14 protein-coding genes are annotated in these 16,377 nt (G+C 74.3%); 13 read left to right on the top strand and 1 reads right to left on the bottom strand.

Translation table 11 applies throughout. From position 1 onward, the window contains the following. Positions 1-74 precede the first annotated feature (74 nt). The 10 genes from ACZ3KJ_RS19420 to ACZ3KJ_RS19375 are packed head-to-tail and all read left to right on the top strand — an operon-like array spanning position 75 to position 8,755. The gene (locus tag ACZ3KJ_RS19420) at positions 75-1,799 is read left to right on the top strand and encodes a hydrogenase maturation protein (RefSeq protein WP_467528431.1); all 1,725 of its coding nucleotides are present in this window, start codon (positions 75-77) and stop codon (positions 1,797-1,799) included. A gap of 50 nt (positions 1,800-1,849) precedes the next feature. Continuing rightward, positions 1,850-2,905 carry an NADH-quinone oxidoreductase subunit B family protein gene (locus ACZ3KJ_RS19415; protein ID WP_467528429.1) on the top strand — a complete coding sequence of 352 codons (1,056 nt, stop codon included), beginning with the start codon at positions 1,850-1,852 and terminating at the stop codon, positions 2,903-2,905. Positions 2,906-2,948: 43 nt separating this feature from the next. Continuing rightward, on the top strand, positions 2,949-4,751 hold the full coding sequence (locus tag ACZ3KJ_RS19410) for a nickel-dependent hydrogenase large subunit (protein ID WP_467528427.1): 1,803 nt from the start codon (positions 2,949-2,951) through the stop codon (positions 4,749-4,751). Next, positions 4,751-5,281 carry a NifU family protein gene (locus ACZ3KJ_RS19405; protein WP_467528426.1) on the top strand — a complete coding sequence of 177 codons (531 nt, stop codon included), beginning with the start codon at positions 4,751-4,753 and terminating at the stop codon, positions 5,279-5,281. Before ACZ3KJ_RS19410 ends, ACZ3KJ_RS19405 begins: the two co-directional genes overlap by 1 nt. Continuing rightward, on the top strand, positions 5,278-5,943 hold the full coding sequence (locus ACZ3KJ_RS19400; protein ID WP_467528424.1) for a DUF5947 family protein: 666 nt from the start codon (positions 5,278-5,280) through the stop codon (positions 5,941-5,943). Before ACZ3KJ_RS19405 ends, ACZ3KJ_RS19400 begins: the two co-directional genes overlap by 4 nt. After that, entirely contained in the window at positions 5,928-6,134 is a 207-nt protein-coding gene (locus ACZ3KJ_RS19395) for a hypothetical protein (protein ID WP_467528422.1), read from the top strand. Before ACZ3KJ_RS19400 ends, ACZ3KJ_RS19395 begins: the two co-directional genes overlap by 16 nt. Then, complete coding sequence (locus ACZ3KJ_RS19390) at positions 6,131-6,832, top strand: DUF6084 family protein (protein WP_467528421.1); 702 nt, start codon at positions 6,131-6,133, stop codon at positions 6,830-6,832. Before ACZ3KJ_RS19395 ends, ACZ3KJ_RS19390 begins: the two co-directional genes overlap by 4 nt. After that, positions 6,829-7,854 (top strand): hypothetical protein, encoded by a 1,026-nt coding sequence (locus ACZ3KJ_RS19385; protein ID WP_467528419.1) that lies wholly within the window; start codon positions 6,829-6,831, stop codon positions 7,852-7,854. Before ACZ3KJ_RS19390 ends, ACZ3KJ_RS19385 begins: the two co-directional genes overlap by 4 nt. After that, entirely contained in the window at positions 7,851-8,615 is a 765-nt protein-coding gene (locus ACZ3KJ_RS19380) for a hydrogenase maturation protease (protein WP_467528417.1), read from the top strand. The genes ACZ3KJ_RS19385 and ACZ3KJ_RS19380 overlap by 4 nt, the downstream gene beginning before the upstream one ends. A gap of 8 nt (positions 8,616-8,623) precedes the next feature. After that, on the top strand, positions 8,624-8,755 hold the full coding sequence (locus ACZ3KJ_RS19375) for a DUF6893 family small protein (protein ID WP_385069203.1): 132 nt from the start codon (positions 8,624-8,626) through the stop codon (positions 8,753-8,755). A 182-nt stretch (positions 8,756-8,937) separates the two neighbouring features. Here the strand turns inward: ACZ3KJ_RS19375 and ACZ3KJ_RS19370 are convergent, their stop codons facing one another. After that, positions 8,938-10,245: an MDR family MFS transporter gene (locus ACZ3KJ_RS19370; protein WP_467528415.1), complete on the bottom strand. Its 1,308-nt coding sequence runs from the start codon at positions 10,243-10,245 to the stop codon at positions 8,938-8,940. A gap of 305 nt (positions 10,246-10,550) precedes the next feature. Here ACZ3KJ_RS19370 and ACZ3KJ_RS19365 point away from each other — a divergent pair, with 305 nt between their 5' ends. From ACZ3KJ_RS19365 to ACZ3KJ_RS19355, 3 genes are all read left to right on the top strand, one after another. Continuing rightward, positions 10,551-11,744, top strand: a complete 1,194-nt coding sequence (locus ACZ3KJ_RS19365; RefSeq protein ID WP_467528414.1) for a carboxylate-amine ligase — start codon at positions 10,551-10,553, stop codon at positions 11,742-11,744. Positions 11,745-12,139: 395 nt separating this feature from the next. Further along, positions 12,140-13,921 (top strand): N-acetylglutaminylglutamine amidotransferase, encoded by a 1,782-nt coding sequence (locus ACZ3KJ_RS19360; protein WP_467528413.1) that lies wholly within the window; start codon positions 12,140-12,142, stop codon positions 13,919-13,921. Then, complete coding sequence (locus ACZ3KJ_RS19355) at positions 13,918-16,317, top strand: S9 family peptidase (RefSeq protein WP_467528411.1); 2,400 nt, start codon at positions 13,918-13,920, stop codon at positions 16,315-16,317. Before ACZ3KJ_RS19360 ends, ACZ3KJ_RS19355 begins: the two co-directional genes overlap by 4 nt. The last annotated feature ends 60 nt before the right edge of the window (positions 16,318-16,377 follow it).

Below are 16,377 nucleotides of genomic sequence, written 5' to 3'. Positions count from 1 at the left end.
GCGGCGCAAGCCCGCCCGGCCCGGGGCGTGCCTACCGCGCCGGGCCCGGGTCGTCGGGGGAGCATCGCCGGGTGATGCGGATTCTGCTGCTTGCGAGCGCGTTCAACAGCCTCACCCAGCGGGTCTTCGTGGAGCTGCGCGACCGCGGGCACCCCGTCGCCGTGGAGCTGGCCCTCGGGGACGACGAGCGACTCACCGCCGCCGTGCGCCGCCACGCGCCCGACCTGGTGATCGCCCCCATGCTGACGACCGCCGTGCCGGAAGCGGTCTGGTCGGCGTACCGCTGCCTGATCGTCCATCCGGGGCCGCCCGGCGACCGGGGCCCGTCGTCCCTCGACCGGGCGGTGCAGGAGGGCCGCGGACGCTGGGGCGTGACGGTCCTCCAGGCGGTGGCCGAGATGGACGCGGGACCGGTGTGGGCGTCGGCCGGCTTCGGGGTGCCGCCGGACGTCGGCAAGAGCGACCTGTACCGGGGCGAACTGGCCGACGCCGCGCTGAGAGCGGTCCTGCTCGCCGTCGAACGCTTCGCCTCCGGCACGTACACCCCGCTCACGCCGCCCGAGCACACCTGGCGGCCGTACCTGCGCCAGGAGGAGCGCCGGATCGACTGGCACCACGACCCCACGGACACGGTGCTGCGCAAGCTCCGTGCCGCCGACTCGCAGCCCGGCGTGCTGGACGCCTTCCTGGGCGGCGAGTGGTACCTGCACGGCGGCCTGCCCGAGCACCGCCTCACCGGCCCCCCGGGCGAGCTGCTGGCCACCCGCCACGGGGCGATCTGCCGGGCGACGACGGACGGCGCGGTCTGGATCCCGGAGCTGCGCCCCCGCCGACGGCCGGGGGAACCGGCGACGTTCAAACTGCCGGCGACCACGGCCCTGGGCGCGTTGCTGCCGACAGCGCCCCGCGAGGGGCGCGGGGAACCGCGCGAGCACCCCCCCACGGCGGACAGCCGGAGAACGACAGGCGGGAGCTACGAGGACATCACCTACGAGGAGCACGGCACCGTCGGCCACCTCCGCTTCCGCTTCCCCGGCGGAGCCATGAGCACCGGTCAGTGCCGCCGTCTCCTCGACGCCTACCGCCACGCCCGCACCCGCCCCACCGACGTCGTCGTCCTCGGCGGGACCCGGGACTTCTTCTCCAACGGCATCCACCTGAACGTCATCGAGGCCGCCCCCGACCCCGCCGCCGAGTCGCTGGCCAACATCGAGGCCATCGACGACCTGGTGGAGGAGATCCTCACCACCACCGACCGCCTGGTGATCGCCGCCCTGCCCGGCAACGCGGCCGCCGGCGGCGTCATGCTCGCCCTCGCCGCCGACGAGGTGTGGTGCCGCGAGGGCGCCGTCCTCAACCCGCACTACCGCCTGATGGGCCTGTACGGATCCGAGTACTGGACCTACACGCTGCCCCGCCGGGCCGGTCCGGCGGCCGCCGAGCGGCTCACCCGGGACGCCCTGCCGGTCGGCGCCCACGCGGCCCGCACCCTCGGGCTGGTCGACCGGGTCCTGGGGTGCGGGCCGGGGGACTTCACGGCGGAGGTCACCCGGATGGCGGACCGGCTGGCCCGTTCCGCCGGGCTGTCCACCCGGCTGGGCGCGAAGAAGGCCGCGCGGGAGCGCGACGAGGCCGTCCGCCCGCTGCGCGCCCACCGCGCCGCCGAGCTGGAGCGCATGCGCGCCGTCTTCGACGACCCCGCCGCGCCCTACCACGGCCTGCGCTCGGCCTTCGTGCGCAAGCGGCGGCCGGACGGGACGCCGGAGCACCTCCGGATGGACTTCCCGAATGGTGACTGATTATCCGGTATGTCAGCCTGCTGCGGGGGACGCCGCCAGGAAGGGATCCCATGAGCACCGACACCCAGGCCCCCGCGGCCGTGGAAGAGGTCCACATCCTGTGGACCTCCGAGGGAATGAGCTGTGACGGCGACACCGTCTCCGTCACGGCCGCCTCGCTGCCCAGCCTCGAGGACGTGGTCCTCGGCGCCATCCCCGGACTGCCCAAGGTCCACCTGCACAACAAGGTCCTCGCCTACGAGACGGCCGACGACTTCACCCGCCCCTTCCACCAAGCGGCCGACGGCACCCTGGGCGCCCCGTACGTCCTCGTCGTCGAGGGCTCCGTCCCCAACGAGCGCATCAACGGCGACGGTTACTGGACCTCGATGGGCAACGACCCGCGCACGGGCGACCCCATCACCTTCAACACCTGGATCGACCGGCTCGCCCCCGGCGCCTTCGCCGTCGTCGCGGTCGGCACCTGCGCCACGTACGGCGGCATCCACGCCATGGCGGGCAACCCCACCGGCTGCATGGGCCTCGCCGACTACCTCGGCTGGGACTTCCGCTCGGCCGGCGGGCTGCCGATCGTCAACGTGCCCGGCTGCCCGGTCCAGCCCGACAACTTCATGGAGACCGTAACCTGGCTGCTCTACCAGGCCGCCGGCATGGCCCCGCCCATCCCGCTCGACGAACAGCTCCGGCCCACCTGGCTGTTCGGCAAGACCGTGCACGAGGGCTGCGACCGCGCCGCCTACTACGAGCAGGGCGACTTCGCCAAGGACTACAACTCGCCCAAGTGCCAGGTGAAGATCGGCTGCTGGGGCCCCGTGGTCAACTGCAACGTCACCAAGCGCGGCTGGATGGACGGCATCGGCGGCTGCCCCAACGTCGGCGGCATCTGCATCGGCTGCACGATGCCCGGCTTCCCCGACAAGTTCATGCCGTTCATGGACGAACCGCCCGGCGGCAGCGTCTCCTCCGGCGTGCTCTCCTCCACCTACGGCCCGCTGGTGCGCACGCTGCGCGCCATCACCAACCGCTCGGTCAACAAGGAGCCCAAGTGGCGCCACAACCGCGGCGAGCTGACCTCCGGCTTCGCGCCGCGCTGGCCCGGCAAGTGACCCCTCACCTCCCGCACCGCCTCGTGTGAAAGGAACCCGTCGAGTGACGACGAGCCAGGCCGCCCCGGCGCAGCAGCGCACCCTCACCGATGTGGCGTTCGATCCGATCACCCGGATCGTCGGCAACCTGGGCATCTACACGAAGATCGACTTCAATGCCCGCGAGGTCGTGGAGTGCAAGAGCACCTCATCGGTCTTCCGCGGCTACAGCGTCTTCATGAAGGGCAAGGACCCCCGCGACGCGCACTTCATCACCAGCCGCATCTGCGGCATCTGCGGGGACAACCACGCCACCTGCTCGGTGTACGCGCAGAACATGGCCTACGGCGTGAAGACCCCGCCGCTCGGCGAGTGGATCGTCAACCTCGGCGAGGCCGCCGAGTACATGTTCGACCACACGATCTTCCAGGACAACATGGTCTTCGTCGACTACTGCGAACGCATGGTCAAGGAGACCAACCCGGGCGTGTGGGAGCGCGCCGAGCGCACCCCCGCGCCGCGCGGCGACCGGCACGGCCACCGCACCATCGGCGACATCATGAGCTCGTACAACCCCTTCGAGGGGGCCACGTACAAAGAGGCGCTCGTCATGAGCCGGCTCACCCGCGAGATGATCTGCCTCATGGAAGGGCGCCACGTGCACCCCTCCACGCTCTACCCGGGCGGTGTGGGCACGGTCGCCACCCCCCAGCTGTTCACCGACTACCTGGTCCGCCTCACCCGCTGCCTGGACTTCGTCAAGCGGGCCGTCGCCATGAACGACGACGTCTTCGACTTCTTCTACGAGGCCCTGCCCGGCTACGAGGAGGTCGGCCGCCGCCGCACCCTGCTCGGCTGCTGGGGCGCCTTCCAGGACCCCGAGATCGTCGACTACAGCTACAAGAAGATGAACGAGTGGGGCAACCGCATGTTCGTCACCCCGGGCATCGTGGTCGACAACCAGCTCGTCACCACGGACCTGGTCGACATCAACCTCGGCATGCGCATCCTGCTCGGCAGCTCCTACTACGAGGACTGGACGGGCGAGGAGACCTTCGTCGACAAGGACCCGCTCGGCAACCCGGTCGACAAGCGGCACCCCTGGAACCAGACCACCCTGCCCGCCCCGCAGAAGCGCGACCTGGACGGCGGCAACTACAGCTGGGTGATGAGCCCCCGCTGGTTCGACAAGCGCACCGACGACTTCCTCGCCCTGGACACCGGCGGCGGCCCCATCGCCCGCCTGTGGGCCACCGCCCTCGCCGGGAAGGTCGCCACGCCGTACGTGCGCTCCACCGGCCACAGCGTGCAGATCGACCTGCCGAAGACGCCGTCGTCGGCCGAGGTCCGGCTGGAGTGGACGCCCCCGCCCTTCCCCAACACCATCGAGCGCAACCGGGCCCGCATGTACTTCGTCGCCTACGCGGCGGCCATGGCCCTGCACTTCGTCGACCAGGCCCTCAACGAGGTCCGCTCCGGCGTCACCAAGACCTTCCAGGACTTCAAGGTCCCCAAGGAGGCCATCGGCGTCGGCTTCCACGAGGCCGTCCGCGGCGTCCTCAGCCACCACCTGGTCATCCGCGACGGCAAGATCGCCAACTACCACCCGTACCCGCCGACCCCGTGGAACGCCAGCCCGCGCGACTTCTACGGCACCCCCGGCCCGTACGAGGACGCGGTGCAGGGCTGTCCGATCTTCGAGGAGAACGGGCCGGACACCTTCAAGGGCATCGACATCATGCGCACCGTCCGCAGCTTCGACCCCTGCCTGCCCTGTGGCGTCCACATGTACCTCGGCGGCGGCCGCACCCTCACCCAGTCCCACTCGCCGACCTTCGGCGCCCTCGCGGACCAGGGCGGCCGCTGATGCCCTGGGAACCCTGGGACGACACCCACGCCCGCCGCCAGGTGGCGCTCGCCGAGGAGCGGCTGTCCGGCCTGGACGCCCTGCCGGACGGCCTGGCCGCGGCACGGGCCGGGCAGACCGTCGAGACGCTCGTCGGACTGTACGGCCAGTGCCTGGGACGGATCACCGCCCACCTGGCCGGCCACCCGGACCTGCTGGACCGGCTGGCCGCCGACGACCTCGTCGGCCACCTGCTGCTCGTGCACGACCTGCACCCCGACCCGGTCGAGACACGGGTCCGGCAGGCCCTCGCCGCGCTGCCCGAGCCGCCCGAGATCCTGGAGCTGACCGGCACGGCGCTGCGGGTCCGGGTGACCGGCGGCGGATGCGGCGCGGCCGGGGCCGAGCAGGCCGTACGCGACGCCGTGGCCGCCCGCGCCCCGGAGATCGACGACGTCCGGGTGGAGACCGCGGGCCCGGCCGAACCGCTGATCCCCGTCGACTCCCTGTTCCGGGACCGTACGCCGGTCGGCGGGGGAGCCTGCGGATGAACGGGCTGCGCCGGGTGGCACGGCAGGCGGCCCGGGCCGACGGACGGGACGCCGTGGAGCGGTGCGACCTGTGCGCCCGGCCACTGCCGCCCGGCCACCCGCACCGCCACGTCCTCCAGCCCGCCACCGGCACCGTCTCCTGCGCCTGCCCCGCCTGCGCCGTCCTCTTCGACCACGACGCCGGCGCGGCCGGCGGCCACCGGCTGCTGCCGCGGGAGCGGCGACGGCTCGACGGCTGCCGGATCGACGACGCGGCGTGGGCGGGCCTGGGCGTCCCCGTCTCCCTCGCCTTCTTCACCCGCTCCGGCGGGAGCGGCGAGGTCACCGCGGCCTACCCGAGCCCGCTGGGCGTCCTGCGGGCCCCCGTCCCCCCGGACAGCTGGCGGGACGTCGAGACCTGCCATCCCGACCTGCCCGAGCACGTCACCGACGTCCGGGCCCTGCTGGTCGACCGGGGTCACGGGGCGAGCGAACACTGGCTCGTCCCGCTCGACGACTGCTACCGCCTGGCCGCCGTCGTGCGCGCACACTGGAAGGGACTGGACGGCGGCCCCGAGGTGTGGCAGCGGGTCGAGGACTTCTTCCGGGCACTGGCCGACCCCACCGACCCCACCGACCCCACCCCCTTCTCCCCCCAGGAGGCGTCATGGGCATCACCGTAGGCACACCCGACGTCGAGCCCGACAAGCCGGCGCACGTCGCGGGTGTACGGCGCGGCAACCACCGGGGCCTGTACAAGCGCCAGCCGGGGCACCGCCGCGACGACCGCTCCACGGCCCGCCGCTCCACCGGCATCAACGCCCGCCACCGCGACCCGGTCGACCGGGACATGCCGAACCTGTCGCCCGCATGACGGCGCCGCCCGCGCTGTCCGCCCCCGCCGCCCCGGTCCTGGCGTTCACCGTCACCGGGGCGGAGGAGGAGCGCTTCGCCGCGCTGCCCGTCCTCCGCTTCGACCTGGAGATCGCCCGGACCGCCGGCCGGCCCGTCGGCTCCGTTGCCCTGACCACCGTCGTCCGCATCGACGTCGCCCGCCGCCGCTACCGCCCCGAGGCACGGGAGGCGCTCGGCGAGCTGTTCGGGGAGCCCGAGCAGTGGGCGGCCGGCATGCGCCCGCTCGTCTGGGCCCGCACCACCGTGCACGTCCCGGCCTTCGACGACCGCACGACGGTCCACCTCCCCGTCGAGTGCTCCTACGACACCGAACTGGCCGTCACCAAGTACCTGCGCGCGGTCGGCGACGACGGCGACGTGCCCCTCGACTTCCTCTTCAGCGGCACCGTCTTCCACCGCACGCCCGACGGCCCCGGACTCGCGGCGTCCCGCGTCTCCTGGGCCGACGGCGACACCCGCTACGACCTGCCCGCCGCCCTCTGGCACTCCCTGACCGACCGCTACCACGCGGGCAGCCCCTGGCTGCGGTTGACCCGCGCCACCTACGACCGCCTCGACGCCTACCGCGCCCGGCACGTCCTCACCACGCCCGACGACGCCGTGCGCGCCCTGCTCGACGGCACCGCCCACCACCACTCGGGGACCCCCAGCACATGACCCTCACCGACCACCGCGACCACCCGGACCTCTCCGACGTCGAGAAGATCACCCGGACCTGCCTGTACGAGGGCTACCTGCTGTGGCCCTACCGCAGGTCCGCGCTGAAGAACGCCAAGCGCTGGACCTTCGGCGGCGTCTTCCCCGCTTCCTGCGCCGACGCGCTCGGCGAACCGGACAGCATGACCACCCAGGTCCTCCACGAAGGCCCCCTGGACGACCTCACCGTACGGGTGCGGTTCCTCCAGGTGGTGGACCGCACGGTCACGCGGGACGGCCGTCCCGTCGACGAGCTGACCGTGGCGGGGGAGCGGTACCTGAGCTGGCAGGAGGCGACCGAGCGGGAGGTCGTCCTGACCGGCGCCCCCGCCCGCGCGGCCGTCGACGTCCCCGAGGGCACCGACACCGAGGAACTGCCCGGCGGCACCGCCCGGCTCGTCCGCGGATGGCGGCGCCTCACCGGCACCGTCGAGGTCACGGCCGAGCCGGTCGCCGACGGGGTGCACCGGCTGACGGTGCGGATCGGCAACAGCACCCCCTGCCCGGTGCCGGAACCGGGGACCCGGCACGCACGGGAGGCCACCGCCCCCTACGCCTTCGTCTCCACCCACACCGTCCTGCACGCCGGCACCGGCCGCTTCGTCTCCCTCCTCGACCCGCCCGCCGCCCTGCGCGAGCACGCCGCCGCCTGCCGCAACCAGGGCACCTGGCCGGTCCTGGTCGGCACCGACGCGGGCGACGGCCGGGCCGGCACCGTGCTCTCCTCGCCGGTCACCCTGTACGACTTCCCGCGGGTCGCGCCGGAGAGCCCGGGCGACCTGTTCGACGGGACCGAGATCGACCAGCTCCTCGTGCTGAGCGTGCTGAGCCTGACCGAGGAGGAGCGCGCCGAGGCACGGGCCTGCGACCCCCGGGCGCGCGAGATCCTCGACCGCTGCGAGGGGCTCGGCACCGAGGACCTCATGGCCCTGCACGGCACGATCCGCGAGTTCCGCGCGGCCGGCCCGGGGGAGGAGCGGTGAACGGCGTCTCCTACCGTCCCGGCGCCCGCGTGCGGCTGAGGCCGTCCCGGCGCGCCGACATCATGGACCTCGCCCTGACGGGCCGGATCGCCGAGGTCGCCGCCGTGGAGGAGGACTTCGAAGGGCAGGTGCACGTCGCCGTCGTCCTGGAGGGCGACCCGGGCCGCGACCTGGGCGCCGCGAGCCAGATCGGCCACCGGTTCTTCTTCGCCCCCGACGAGCTCGAACCGCTCCCCGGCACCGACGGCGGCCCGCCGGCCCACCGGGTGCTCGTCGCGGGCGTCGGCAACATCTTCCTGGCCGACGACGGCTTCGGCCCCGAGGCCGCCGCCCTCCTCGCCCGCCGCGCCCTGCCCGACGGCGTCCACGTCGCCGACTTCGGCATCCGCGGCATGGACCTCGCCTACCGCATGCTGGACGGCTACGACACCGTCGTCCTGCTGGACGCCACCCCGCACGGGCAGCCGCCCGGCACCCTCAGCGTCATCGAGCCCGACCTCGCCGTGCTCCCCGCCGCGGGCGCCCCCGAGGCCCACGCCATGGACCCGGTCAAGGTCCTCGGCCTCGCCCGGCAACTGGGCGACGGGCGGCTGCCCCGCGTCCTCGTCGTCGGCTGCGAGCCCGAGGTCCGGATGCGCGGCGACGAGGTGGACGTCGTCGTCGGCCTCAGCGAACCGGTCCGCGAGGCCGTCACCCGTTCCGTGTCCTTCGTCGAGTCCCTGGTGGCCGACATCCTGGCCGACGCGGCCGAGAGGAGGTGAACCCTGCCATGAAGAGAGGCATCTTCATCCCCGCCGGCGTCGTGCGCGCCGTGGTCGGCGCCGTCGGCGCCGCAGCCGTACTGATCGCCCTGACCGAACTGCCGGAGGTACGCCGGTACATCAAGCTCAAGACCATGTGACCCGGGCGCCCGGCGGCGCGGGCAGCCGCCGGGCGCGGGCACCCTGCGGCGCTCGGGCTCCGGGGGCGGTCTGGGGGCGGGAGTTCGGTTCCGTGTGGGGTCTGGGAGCGGGAGTTCGGTTCCGTGTGGGGTCTGGGGGCGGGAGTTCGGTCCCGCGTCCGGTCGGGGTGCCGGGCGGGCGGTCAGTGTGCCGTGTCCGGCTCACCGGGACGCCCGGCCTCCGGCGCGCGCCGTGGCACCGACGCCACCGCCAGCGCGGGGACGGCGGCGAGGACGAGCCAGGGGACGGCGGGCGGGAGGCCCAGGTCGAGCAGGGAGCCGGTGGCCGCGCTGCCGACGAGGACGATCACTCCCGAGACGGACGACAGCGCGCCGGTGTAGAGGCCGATCCGGCCCTCCTCGGCGAGGTCGGGCACCCAGGCGCGGGCGGCGGGGACGACCAGCATCTGCCCCAGGGTGAGCAGCGCGACGAACCCCGCGGCGGGGAGCAGCCCGGCGGCGCCGGTCCAGCCGGCCGGGCGGGCCGCGGCCACGACCGCGAACCCGGCGGCGATCGTCAGCAGCCCGGCGGTCAGGGAGCGGCGCAGGCCGAGCCGGTCGCCGGCCCAGCGGGTGACCGGCAGTTGGGCGAGGACGACCAGCAGGGAGGAGAGGGCGAACAGCCAGGACAGGGGCGCCTGGGAGCCCGCCGCCCGCCGCACCTCGTCCGGCAGGGCCAGGTAGAGCTGGTTGTAGGCGAGCAGGTAGCTGCCGTAGGCGCAGCACAGGGCGAGGAAGCGGCGGTTGCGCAGCAGGGCGCGCGTGCCGCCCCGCCGCGGTGAACGGTCACGGCCGGGGACGCGCCGCGGCATCAGCCGCGCGTGTCCGGCGAGGACCAGGACGAAGACGGCCGCCCCGGCGAGGCAGGCGGTGCGGAAGTCCACCGCGAGCAGCAGCGCGCCGAGCAGCGGTCCGACGAACGCGCCGGCCTGGCCCGCCACGCTGAACAGGGCCAGGACCCGGGTGCGCGGTCCGTTGCCCGCCGCCTCCCACGCCACCGCCTGACGGGCGACCTCGGACTCCACCGCGGGGGAGAACAGGGCGGCGGCGAAGCCGATCACGAGCACGGCGCCGATCACCGCCCAGGTCGCCTCCGCGTACCCGAGCCAGGCGAACCCGGCGATCCGCAGGCCGCAGCCCGCCAGGACGACCGGGCGCACCCCGTACCGGTCGACGAGCCGGCCGCCGACCACGAACATCCCCTGCTGGCTGAAGGTCCGCAGGCCGAGGACGAAGCCGACCAGCCACCCGGCCATGCCGATGCCGCTGTCGAGGTGTTCCGCGAGGAACGGCAGCACCGCGTAGAAGCCGACGTTGAAGGCGAGCTGCGTGAGGATCAGCAGCCGCAGCAGGGGTGACAGGCTCCGGCAGGTGTCCAGGGCGCGGTCCCGTGCGGGCCCGGGAGCACGCGCGGCTCGGCGGCGGGGGGTACGGGAGACGCGGTCTGTCATGAGGTGGTGTCCGTCACTCGGCGGGCTCGGGGCGGGCGGCGCACGCACACATGCACATGCACCTGCACATGTCTTGCACTTGCGCATCTTATGGAGGAGGTCGCGGAGGGAGGCGATGCGGCCCGGCGGGACCGCCGGCGGGTCGGCGCTCATGTGAGGGGGTCGCGCTACCGAAGAGCACCCCATGCTTGGGTCTGGATCAGAGGGGAACTCCGGAAGGGACAGCTCGCCGCCCCGTACCACCGACGGGACCGGATGCCGGAGCACGGCGGCGAAGCGTCCGCCCGTCACCCCTAGGAGTAGCTGTGACCGTTCGCATCGGAGTGGAGGAGGAGTTCCACCTCGTGGAGGTGGAGACCGGCCTGCTGGTGCCCCGCGCCGACACAGTGCTGGAAGGGCTGCCCGCGCAGACCTTCACGACCGAGTTGCAGCAGACCACCGTGGAGTCGAACAGCGGCGTCCACGCCACCCTGGACGACCTCTACGGCGACCTGACCGGCACCAGGCGGCAGCTGGACACGGCCGCCTCCGCCAACGGCCTGGCCGTCGTGGCCGCGGGCACCGTGCCCCTCGCGCGCACGGAGGCGATCCACCCCACCGCCGGTCTCCGCTACCGCCACATGGTCGACGAGTACCGGAAGGTCGCCGACGAACAGCTCATCTGCGGGGCCCACGTCCACGTGGACGTCCCCGACCGCGACACCGCCGTACGGATCATGTGCGAGGTGTCGCCGTGGCTGCACGCCCTGCTCGCCCTGTCGGCGAGCTCACCGTTCTGGCTGGGCGCCGACACCGGCTATGCGAGCTGGCGGACGATGCTGTGGCAGCGCTGGCCGACCGCCGGGCCGGTGGGATGCTTCGCCGACGCCGCCGAGTACGACGCGGCCGTGCGGCAGCTCATCGACTCGGGCGTCATCAGCGACACCGGGATGATCTACTACGACATCCGGCCCTCGGCACACCAGCGGACCCTCGAACTGCGCATCTGCGACTCCTGCCCGCGCGCGGAGACGGTCGTGCTCATAGCGGCCCTCTTCCGCGCCCTGGTGACCGAAGCCCGTCAACGCCTGGAAGGCCCCGGCGCACCCCGTTGCGAGGGCCGGCACGAGTGGCTGCGCGCCGCCACCTGGCGGGCCGCCCGGTCCGGCCTCGAAGGCTCCCTGGTCGACCCGGTCACCCGCCACGAGGCGTCCGCGGCGCACGTCGTCCGCGGCCTGCTGGCGCGGGTGCGCCCGGCGCTCGAGGCCGCCGGGGACTGGCAGACCGTCCAGGCGCTCACGGAGAAGGCGCTGTCCGACGGCAGCGCCGCCCACCGGCTGCGCCGCACGGCCGCGGAGGAGGACCTCCTGGCCTGCACCGATCTGGCGATCGCCGAGACCCGCGGCGACAGCGGCAGGCGCCGTCGGTCCGCTCCCGCCCCGAACGGGCGCCTCCCCTCCCACCCGCTGGGCACGGAAGGCGCCCGCGGCGGCCGGCCGGTGAGGATGCCCGGCCGTTGAGACGCCCGCACCCCGCCCGGACCCCCCAGGGACGGCGCATGGACGGCGCATGGACGGCTGCTCCGGCGGAGCCCGCCCGGACCGCGCACGGGCGGCCGCTCCGGCGGAGCCCGCCGGGACCCCGCATGGACGGCTGCTTCGGCGGAGCCCGCCCGGACCCCGCATGGACGGCCGCCCCGGGCGGGGTCCGCCCGGCACCGTCCCCACCACCTCGGCGAGCCGCGCCCGTATCCACCCCACAGCCCCACAGCCCCACAGCCCCACCGCCCCCACCACCCCCATTCACGAAGGAGACGTACCACCATGGCCATCAGCCCGGATCAGGCCTCGACGGGGAGCTCCGCACGCGTCGGACCTCCCCGGACCGCTGACGCGCCCAGGGGAGGTGATGCGTGATGTGCGGCCTGAGCGGGGAGATCCGCTTCGACGGCGAGCGGCCCGACCTCGCGGCCGTGGAGCGCATGAGCGACCGGCTCGCCGCCCGCGGCCCCGACGGCGAGGGCCTCTGGTCACAGGGCGCCGTCGCGCTGGCACACCGGCGACTGAAGATCATCGACCTGTCCGAGTCCGGGGCCCAGCCGATGACCGACACCCGGCAGGGGATCACCGGGGTCTTCAACGGATGCGTCTACAACTACCGGGAACTCCGTGACGAGCTGACGTCCCTCGGCCACCGCTTCCGGTCGACCTCCGACACCGAGGTCGTCCTGGCGGCGTACCGGGAGTGGGGCACCGCCTGCGTCGACCGCTTCTACGGCATGTTCGCCTTCGCCCTCGTCGAGCACCGGACCGGCCGGCTGGTCCTGGCCCGCGACCGGCTCGGCATCAAGCCGCTGTACCTGGCGCGGACCCCCGGGCGGCTGCGGTTCGCCTCGTCGCTCCCCGCCCTGCTCGCGGGCGGCGACGTCGACACCTCGCTGGATCCGGTGGCCGTCCACCAGTACCTCAGCTGGCACGCGACCGTGGCCGCGCCCCGCACCGTGCTGGCCGGGGTGCGCAAGCTGCCCCCCGCCACCGTACGGGTCGTCGAACCGGACGGCAGCCACCGCGATCACCGCTACTGGCAGCCCTCGTACACCCGGCGCCCCGAGCACGTCGGCATGGGCCCGAGCGAATGGCGGGACGCGGTGCTCGAGGCGCTGCGGACCGCCGTACGCCGGCGGATGGTCGCCGACGTGCCCGTCGGCGTCCTGCTCTCGGGCGGTCTCGACTCCAGCCTGATCGTGGCGCTGCTGGCCGAGGAGGGGCAGCGGGACCTGGCGACGTTCAGCGTGGGCTTCGAGTCGGAAGGCGGCGCCGAGGGGGACGAGTTCGCGTACTCCGACCTGGTGGCCCGGGAGTTCGCCACCGACCACCACCAGCTGAAGGTCCCCTCCCAGCGGGTGTCGGCGGCGCTGGACGGCGCGGTGGCGGCGATGAGCGAGCCGATGATCAGCCATGACGTGGTCGCGTTCCACCTGCTGGCCGAGCAGGTGGCGAAGGAGGTGAAGGTCGTCCAGAGCGGGCAGGGCGCCGACGAGGTGTTCGCCGGCTACCACTGGTACCCCCGCCTGGCCTCGGCCGCCCGCGACCGGGCGGCCGACCGGTACAACGACACCTACGCCGACCGGCCGCACGCCGACCTCGCCGGGATGCTCCAGCCGCACATGCTGCTGCCGGACGACGTCTCCGGCGGCTTCGTCCGCGCGCACATGGCGGAGCCGGGCGCGGAGACCTCGCTGGACGCGGCGCTGCGGCTGGACACGCACGTCATGCTCGTGGACGACCCGGTGAAACGGGTCGACAACATGACCATGGACTGGGGCCTGGAGGCCCGTGTGCCCTTCCTGGACCACGAACTGGTGGAGCTGGCGGCCGCCTGTCCGCCGGAGCTGAAGCTGGCCGACGGCGGCAAGGGCGTCCTCAAGGAGGCCGGCCGCAAGCTGCTGCCCCACCAGGTGGTCGACCGTCCCAAGGGCTACTTCCCCGTCCCGGCCATCACCCACATGGCCGGGCCCGTCCTGGACCGGGTGCGGGAGGCGCTGAACGCCCCCGAGGCGCGGCGGCGCGGACTCTTCCAGGACGCCTACCTCGACGAACTCCTCTCGGCCCCCGACGAGCACCGCACCCGGCGCGGCGCGAACGCGCTGTGGCAGGCGGCATTGCTGGAGATATGGCTTCAGACGCACGCAACATGACCGACGGACGCGCCGTGTACGACAGGGACGCGTACGGCGGTGACGCGTACGGCGGGGATGCCCACGGCGGTGCCGCGCGCGGCCCTCGCGCGGGCGCTGCCGGTCCGTCCTCCGCTCCTCGCGCGGCCGCCCCCGATCCGTCCCCCGTCGCCGACCCGGCGGGGGGCCCGGGGCGGGTCCCGGCGGGCGCGGACGGCCGTACCCCGTCCACCGCCTTCGCCGCCCCCGCCCGCGTGCCCCTGCCGGACGCCTCCGGCCCGCGCGACGTCACGACGCGGCTCACCGCCCACGGCTGCTGGTATCCCTCGGCCGATCCCGGCGGGGCGCGGGTGGCCTTCGTCTGCGACCGCGGCGGTGTGCCCCAGGTGTGGACGGGGCCCGTCGACGGCGACGAGGTGCGGCTGCTCGACTCGGAGCCGGACCCCGTCCGCGAGGTGTCCTGGTCGCCCGACGGCCGCTGGATCGCGTACACGACGGCCCCCGGCGGCGGCGAGCACACCCGGGTGCTGTGCGTACGCCCCGACGGCACCGGCCGCCACATCCTGGCCGGTGCCGAGCCGGGCACCTCGGCCCACCTGGGCTGCTGGGCGCACGACGGATCGGCCGTCGCGGTCACCGTCGCCGTCCCGACCGGCCTGCCCGCGCCCCGGTCCGGGGACACCGCGGCCGGTGTCCCGGCCGAGGCCGGCGCGTACGCCGACCGGCTGCCGGCCGGCTGGTCCGGCCGCGGCGGCGACGCGGTCCTCCTCGGCGCCGCACCCCTCACCGGCACGGGAACCGGCACGCCGTCCGGCTCCGCGGCCGCCGGCGCCCCGGCCTCCCTCGACCCGCGGGCCGCACGGACCGCCCCGACCGCCGGTTTCGGCGACGGTCTGTCCGCCTACCTGATCGATCCCGACGGGGTGGCCGCCCCGGTCCTCCTCGCCACCGAGACGGACGCCGCGACCCTGCGCGTGTGCGACCTCAGCCGCGACGGCCGGCTGGCGCTCCTGCGCCGTGGCCCCCGGGGGCGGCGTGAGGCGGTGGTGATCCGCACCTCCGACCGCGCCACGGCACAGGTCGTGCCGGTGGCCGACGGCGACCCGTGGATCGGCCGGTTCTCGCCCCGGGCGGACGTCCTCTGGCTGCGCAGCGACCTCGACCGCGAGTTCGCGGCCCTGCTCGCGGTCGGCCTCGACCCCGAGGGCCGTCCGGTCGGCCGGTCCGTCGCGGCCGAGCGGGACGGCTGCGACCTGGAACTGCTGGGCTTCGCCCACGACGGCCGGGCCGCCGTCCTCGCCTGGAACGTCCGGGGCGCGAGCGAACTGGAGATCGTCGACACGCACCCGCCCGGCACGGCGGAACCGATCGCCGAACCGCTCACCCAACCGCTCACCGGACCGATCGCCGAGACGATCGCCAGCCCGCTCACCGGACCGCTCACCGGCCCGCCGCGGCCCGTGCCCCTGCCCCACGAGGTGGTCACCCGGATCGTGCCGGCCGGCACCGGGCGGCTCGCCCTGGCACTGTCCGGATCGCAGCGCCGCCCCGGCATCTGGTGGCTCCCCGAGGGCGTGTCCCTGCTGCGCACCCCGTGGTCGTCCCTGGACGAGGACGCCGTTCCGCCGGGCCGCCCGCCCGTACGGCCCTTCCCGCTGCGCCCGACCGCACGCGACGGACTGCCCCTGCACGGCTGGTACTACCGCGCGCCGGGGCGGGGACCGGCCGAACCGGCGCCCTGCGTCATCCACCTGCACGGCGGACCCGAGGAACAGGAACGCCCGGTCTTCAACCCGCTCTACCACGAGATCCTGGGACGAGGACTGGACATCTTCGCTCCCGACGTGCGCGGGTCCTCCGGCCACGGGCGGTCGTTCGTCGACGCCGACCTGGGCACGGGCCGGTTCGCGGCACTCGACGACGTGGCCGACTGCGCCGCCCACGCGGTGGCGGCGGGCCCGGCCGACCCGTCCCGGCTGGCGGTCATGGGCCGCTCGTACGGCGGCTACCTCACGTTCGCCTCCCTGGTGTGGCATCCCGACCTGTTCCGCACCGGGGTGGCGGTCTGCGGCATGTCCGACTTCGCGACGTTCTTCGAGGGCACCGAACCGTGGATCGCCCAGTCGGCGGCCCACAAGTACGGCCATCCCGAACACGACCGCGAGCTGCTGCGCTCCCTGTCGCCGATGAGCCGCGTCGACGCGCTGCGCGTCCCGGTGCTCGCCGTCCACGGGGAACACGACACCAACGTCCCGCCGCGGGAGTCGGAGCAGTTCGTACGGGCGGCACGCGAACGCGGCCGCACCGCCGAACTGCTCACGCTGCTCGACGAGGGACACGAGTTCCAGCGCGCCGACAACCGGCGGCTGTTCCGCCGGGCCGCCGCGGACTGGCTGCAACGCCACCTGACCGGCTGACCGCTGCCCGGCTGACCGCTGCCCGGCTGACCGCTGACCGGCAGACCGGCTGATCGACTG

The sequence above is a fragment of the Streptomyces sp. NPDC003248 genome, assembly GCF_055563235.1.
Note: the sequence above shows the minus strand (reverse complement) of the source record. Positions and strands in the feature narration are given on the sequence as shown.